The 5,037-nt window shown below is 73.0% G+C and carries 4 protein-coding genes; all 4 read right to left on the reverse strand.

The window, feature by feature from the left end:
• Positions 1 to 261: 261 nt before the first annotated feature.
• The 4 genes from pgl to tal all read right to left on the reverse strand — a co-directional run bounded on the left by pgl (position 262) and on the right by tal (position 4,916).
• Positions 262 to 1,050 carry a 6-phosphogluconolactonase gene (pgl, locus tag ACFV61_RS20265; protein ID WP_363368896.1) on the reverse strand — a complete coding sequence of 263 codons (789 nt, stop codon included), beginning with the start codon at positions 1,048 to 1,050 and terminating at the stop codon, positions 262 to 264.
• Positions 1,047 to 2,159, reverse strand: coding sequence for a glucose-6-phosphate dehydrogenase assembly protein OpcA (gene opcA, locus ACFV61_RS20270; RefSeq protein ID WP_380343824.1), 1,113 nt, complete (start codon positions 2,157 to 2,159; stop codon positions 1,047 to 1,049). The genes pgl and opcA overlap by 4 nt, the downstream gene beginning before the upstream one ends.
• Positions 2,156 to 3,712, reverse strand: a complete 1,557-nt coding sequence (gene zwf / locus ACFV61_RS20275) for a glucose-6-phosphate dehydrogenase (RefSeq protein ID WP_063349513.1) — start codon at positions 3,710 to 3,712, stop codon at positions 2,156 to 2,158. Before zwf ends, opcA begins: the two co-directional genes overlap by 4 nt.
• A 64-nt stretch (positions 3,713 to 3,776) precedes the next feature.
• Positions 3,777 to 4,916 (reverse strand): transaldolase, encoded by a 1,140-nt coding sequence (tal, locus tag ACFV61_RS20280; protein WP_063349514.1) that lies wholly within the window; start codon positions 4,914 to 4,916, stop codon positions 3,777 to 3,779.
• Positions 4,917 to 5,037 lie beyond the last annotated feature (121 nt).

The following is a 5,037-nucleotide window of genomic DNA, read 5'->3' on the forward strand; positions in this document are numbered from 1 at the left end:
GGGGGGGGGCCCGCGGCGCCCCCCCCCGCCCCCCCCGGCGCCGCCCCGCGGCCCCGCCCCCCCCCCCCCCCCGTACAACCCCCCGGGGTCGGGGGGGTCGCTGCGGGGGGGGCGCGCCCGCGCGCGGCCCCCCCCCGCCGCGGGGGCGGCGACCCTCGCCGGGGCGCGGCCCACGCGGCGGGGCGATATCGGACCCGCACCACAGACCGCCACGGGCCCCACGGCCGTGGCGGGGGGCGCCCTTGTGCGTTGCCGAGCCCGTTACGCCGAGGCTGGCGGGTACAGCTGGGGCGGGATCTGCTCCGCCGCGGCCCGGTCCAGCAGCCACAGGGTGCGGCTGCGGCCGTACGCGCCGGAGGCGGGCGCCTGGAGCTCGCCGGGGCCGGACAGGGCCATCGCGACCGCGTCCGCCTTGTCCGCGCCGGCCGCCAGCAGCCAGACCTCGCGGGCTGCCCGGATCGCCGGGAGGGTGAGCGAGACCCGGGTCGGCGGGGGCTTGGGGGCCCCGCGCACGCCGATCACGGTCAGCTCCGTCTCCCGCACGCCCGGGTGCTCGGGGAAGAGCGAGGCGACGTGGGTGTCCGGGCCGACGCCGAGCAGCAGCACGTCGAAGGCCGGGACACCGAGCCGGTCGCCCGGGCCGGACGCCTTCGCCAGCTCCTCCGCGTAGCGGGCGGCGGCGGCCTCCACGTCGGAGCCGTCCGCACCGTCCGAGGCGGGCATCTCGTGCACCCGCGCCGGGTCGAGCGGGACGGAGTCCAGCAGTTCGGCGCGGGCCTGGACGGCGTTGCGGTCCGGGTCCCCGGCGGGGACGAAGCGCTCGTCGCCCCACCAGAGGTCCAGCCGCGCCCAGTCGACCGCGTCGCGCGCCGGGGAGGCGGCGATCGCGGCCAGCAGGGCGTTGCCGTTGCGCCCGCCGGTGAGCACCACCGAGGCGGTGCCGCGGGCGGCCTGGGCGTCCACGATCCGGGTGATCAGCCGGGCCGCGGCCGCCTGGGCCATCAGCTCCTTGTCCCGGTGGACGACCAGCTGCGGGGTCGCGTTGGTCATGCGCTCCCCTTGGCGGCGCGCTTGGCGGGCTTCTTGGCGGGAGCCTTCTCGGCGTCCTCGGGCACGTCCTCGGACGAGGCCTCGGACGCGACCTTGGCGGTCACCCGGGCGGGGTTGGCCACCGCGGCCTCGGCGACCGCCGCGCGGGCGACCCGCTCGGCCGCCGCCGTCTCGGCGGTGTCCGGCTCGCGCAGCCGGTCGACGGGCGTGCGCACGGCCGTCGCGTAGATGTCGTCCGGGTCGAGCCGGCGCAGCTCCTCGGCGATCAGCTCCGAGGTCTCGCGCCGCTTGAGTGCCACCTGGCGGTCCGGGGAGCCGGCCATGGAGAGCGTGCCCATCAGGCCGTCCGGGCGGTCCAGGGTGATGTCGCCGTCCTTGGTGCGCAGGTGCACCGCGGTGATGCCGGGGCCGCCGGTGACGACCCGCTCCACCGGCACGTGCAGCCGGTTGTGCAGCCAGAGGCCGAGCAGCTCGACGCTGGGGTTGTAGGACTCGCCCTCGACCACCGCGGAGGTGATCGTGACCGGCCGCTGGTCCAGCGCGGCGGCCAGCATCGAGCGCCAGCCGGTGATCCGGGTCCAGGCCAGGTCGGTGTCGCCCGGGGTGTAGCTCTGGGCCCGCTGGGCGAGCTGGCCGACCGGGGACTCGGCGGTGACGGCGTCGGTGATCCGGCGCTGGGCGAGCGCGCCCAGCGGATCCTGCGCCGGGTGCAGCGGCGCGTTGTCGGGCCACCAGACGACGACCGGGGCGTCCGGGAGCAGCAGCGGCAGGACCACCGACTGGGCGTGCGCGGCGAGTTCGCCGTGCATGCGCAGGATGACCGTCTCTCCCGAGCCGGCATCGGTGCCGACCAGGATCTCGGCGTCCAGCCGGGTCTCGGCGCGGGCCCGGGGCGAGCGCCCGGCGCGCTTGATCACCGCGAGGGTGCGCGAGGGGTGCTCGCGGGAGGCGTCGTTGGCGGCCTTGAGGGCGTCGTACGCGCTGCCCTCGTCGGTCACGATCACCAGGGTGAGTACCATGCCGGCGGCGGTGGAGCCACTGGCCCGGCGCGCCTCCATCAGCGAGGCGTTGATCTTGCTGGACGTCGTGTTGGTGAGGTCGATCTTCATGGCCGGCGCCAGCTCCTGCCGTCTCGTGCGAGCATCTCGTCCGCCTCGGCCGGGCCCCAGGTCCCCGCGGAGTACTGGGCGGGCTTGCCGTGGGTGTCCCAGTACTTCTCGATCGGGTCGAGGATCTGCCAGGAGAGCTCGACCTCCTGGTGACGCGGGAACAGGTTGGCGTCGCCGAGCAGCACATCGAGGATGAGCCGCTCGTACGCCTCCGGGCTGGACTCGGTGAAGGACTCGCCGTAGGCGAAGTCCATCGTGACGTCCCGGACCTCGAAGGAGGTGCCCGGCACCTTGGAGCCGAACCGCACCGTCACGCCCTCGTCCGGCTGGACCCGGATGACCAGGGCGTTCTGCCCCAGCTCCTCGGTCGCGTAGGAGTCGAACGGCAGGTACGGGGCGCGCTGGAAGACCACCGCGATCTCGGTGACCCGGCGGCCCAGCCGCTTGCCGGTGCGCAGGTAGAACGGGACGCCCGCCCAGCGGCGGTTGTTGATCTCCAGCTTGATCGCCGCGTAGGTGTCGGTCTTGGAGTCCGGGTCGATGCCGTCCTCGTCCAGGTAGCCGACCACCTCCTCGCCGCCCTGCCAGCCGGCCGCGTACTGGCCGCGCACGGTGTGCCGGCCGAGGTCGGCCGGGAGCTTGACGGCGCTGAGCACCTTGAGCTTCTCGGCGACCAGCGCCTTCGGGTGGAAGGACGCCGGCTCCTCGATGGCGGTGAGCGCCATCAGCTGGAGCAGGTGGTTCTGGATGACGTCGCGGGCGGAGCCGATGCCGTCGTAGTAGCCGGCCCGGCCGCCGATGCCGATGTCCTCGGCCATGGTGATCTGCACGTGGTCGACGTACGACCGGTTCCAGATCGGCTCGAACATCTGGTTGGCGAAGCGCAGCGCCAGGATGTTCTGGACCGTCTCCTTGCCCAGGTAGTGGTCGATCCGGAAGACCTCGTCCCGGGGGAAGACCTCGTGGACGATCCGGTTCAGCTCCTGGGCGCTCTCCAGGTCGTGGCCGAAGGGCTTCTCGATGACCGCGCGGCGCCACGAGCCCTGCGGGGGGTCGGCCAGGCCGTGCTTCTTGAGCTGCTGGACGACGGTCGGGAAGAACTTCGGCGGGACGGACAGGTAGAAGGCGAAGTTGCCGCCGGTGCCCTGCGCCTTGTCCAGCTCGATGATGGTCTCGCGGAGCTTGTCGAAGGCGTCGTCGTCGTCGAAGGTGCCGTGGACGAAGCGCATGCCCTTGGCGAGCTGCTGCCAGACCTCCTCCCGGAACGGGGTGCGGGCGTGCTCCTTGACCGCGTCGTGGACCTCCTTGGCGAAGTCCTCGTCGTCCCACTCGCGCCGGGCGAAGCCGACGAGAGAAAAGCCCGGCGGCAGCAGACCGCGGTTGGCCAGGTCGTAGATGGCCGGCATGAGCTTCTTGCGGGACAGGTCGCCGGTGACTCCGAAGATGACCAGACCGGACGGCCCCGCGATGCGCGGGAGCCGTCGGTCGGCCGGGTCACGAAGCGGGTTGACGGGGGCCGGCGGGAGATCGTCCGCGTCCGACTCCGAGGTCAACTCGGGGAAATCAGTGCTCACTTGTTGGGCTCCGCTTTCGTGCGCTGGCTGTGTGAGCGAACGGTCACTTCTCGCCGGCGAAGGAGGCGAGCGAGGCGGTGACGGTGTCGAGCAGCTCGTTCCAGGACTGCTCGAACTTCTCCACGCCCTCGTCCTCCAGCACCTGGACCACGTCGTCGTAGTCCACGCCGGCGGCGGCGATGGCGTCCATCACGGCCTTGGCGTCGGCGTAGTTGGGGACGATGGTGCCGCCGGTGACCACACCGTGGTCGGCGGTGGCCTCCAGGGTGGCCTCGGGCATGGTGTTGACCGTGCCGGGGGCGACCAGCTCGGTGACGTACAGGGTGTCCGGCAGGGCCGGGTCCTTGACACCGGTGGAGGCCCACAGCGGGCGCTGCGGCTTGGCGCCGGCGGCCTCCAGCGAACGCCAGCGGGCGCTGCCGGCGGACTTGCCGTCGACCGAGCCGAAGACCTCCTCGTACGCCTGGTAGGCGAGGCGGGCGTTGGCCAGGGCGGCCTTGGAGCGCAGGTCCCGGGCGTCGCCGCCGATCTTCTCCAGGCGCTTGTCGATCTCGGTGTCCACGCGGGAGACGAAGAAGGAGGCGACCGACTCGATCTGGGAGAGGTCCAGGCCCTTGGCCTTGGCGGCCTCCAGACCGGTCAGGTAGGCGTCGATGACGGCCTTGTAGCGCTCCAGTGAGAAGATCAGCGTGACGTTGACGCTGATGCCCCGGCCGATCACCTCGGCGATCGCGGGCAGGCCGGCCTTGGTGGCGGGGATCTTGATGAAGACGTTCGGGCGGTCGACCAGCCACCACAGCTGCTTGGCCTCGGCCACGGTGGCCGCGGTCTCGTGCGCCAGGCGCGGGTCGACCTCGATGGACACCCGGCCGTCGCGGCCGTTGGAGGCGTCGTAGACCGGGCGCAGCACGTCGGCCGCGTCACGCACGTCCGAGGTGGTGATCATGCGGACGGCCTCGTCGGTGGTGACCTTGCGGACGGCGAGGTCGCGCAGCTGGCCGTCGTAGGAGTCGTCGCCGCCGCCGATGGCCTTCTGGAAGATGGTCGGGTTGGTGGTCACGCCCACCACGTGCTTGTTCTGCACCAGCTCGGCGAGGTTGCCGGTGTTCAGCCGCTTGCGGCTGAGGTCGTCCAGCCAGATCGCCACGCCTTCGTCGCTGAGGCGCTTCAGTGCGTCAGTCATGGTGCTTCAGTCCTTTTTTCTTCTGCTTCGTGGGGTAGTCAGAGGGGGCCGGGGGGGGCGGGGGGGGGGGGGGGGGGCGCCCGCCGGCGGCCGCACGGGGCGGCGGCGAGGCAGGAACGAG

The sequence above is a fragment of the Kitasatospora sp. NPDC059817 genome (assembly GCF_042731835.1).
In the GTDB taxonomy this organism is placed as follows: Bacteria; Actinomycetota; Actinomycetes; order Streptomycetales; family Streptomycetaceae; genus Kitasatospora.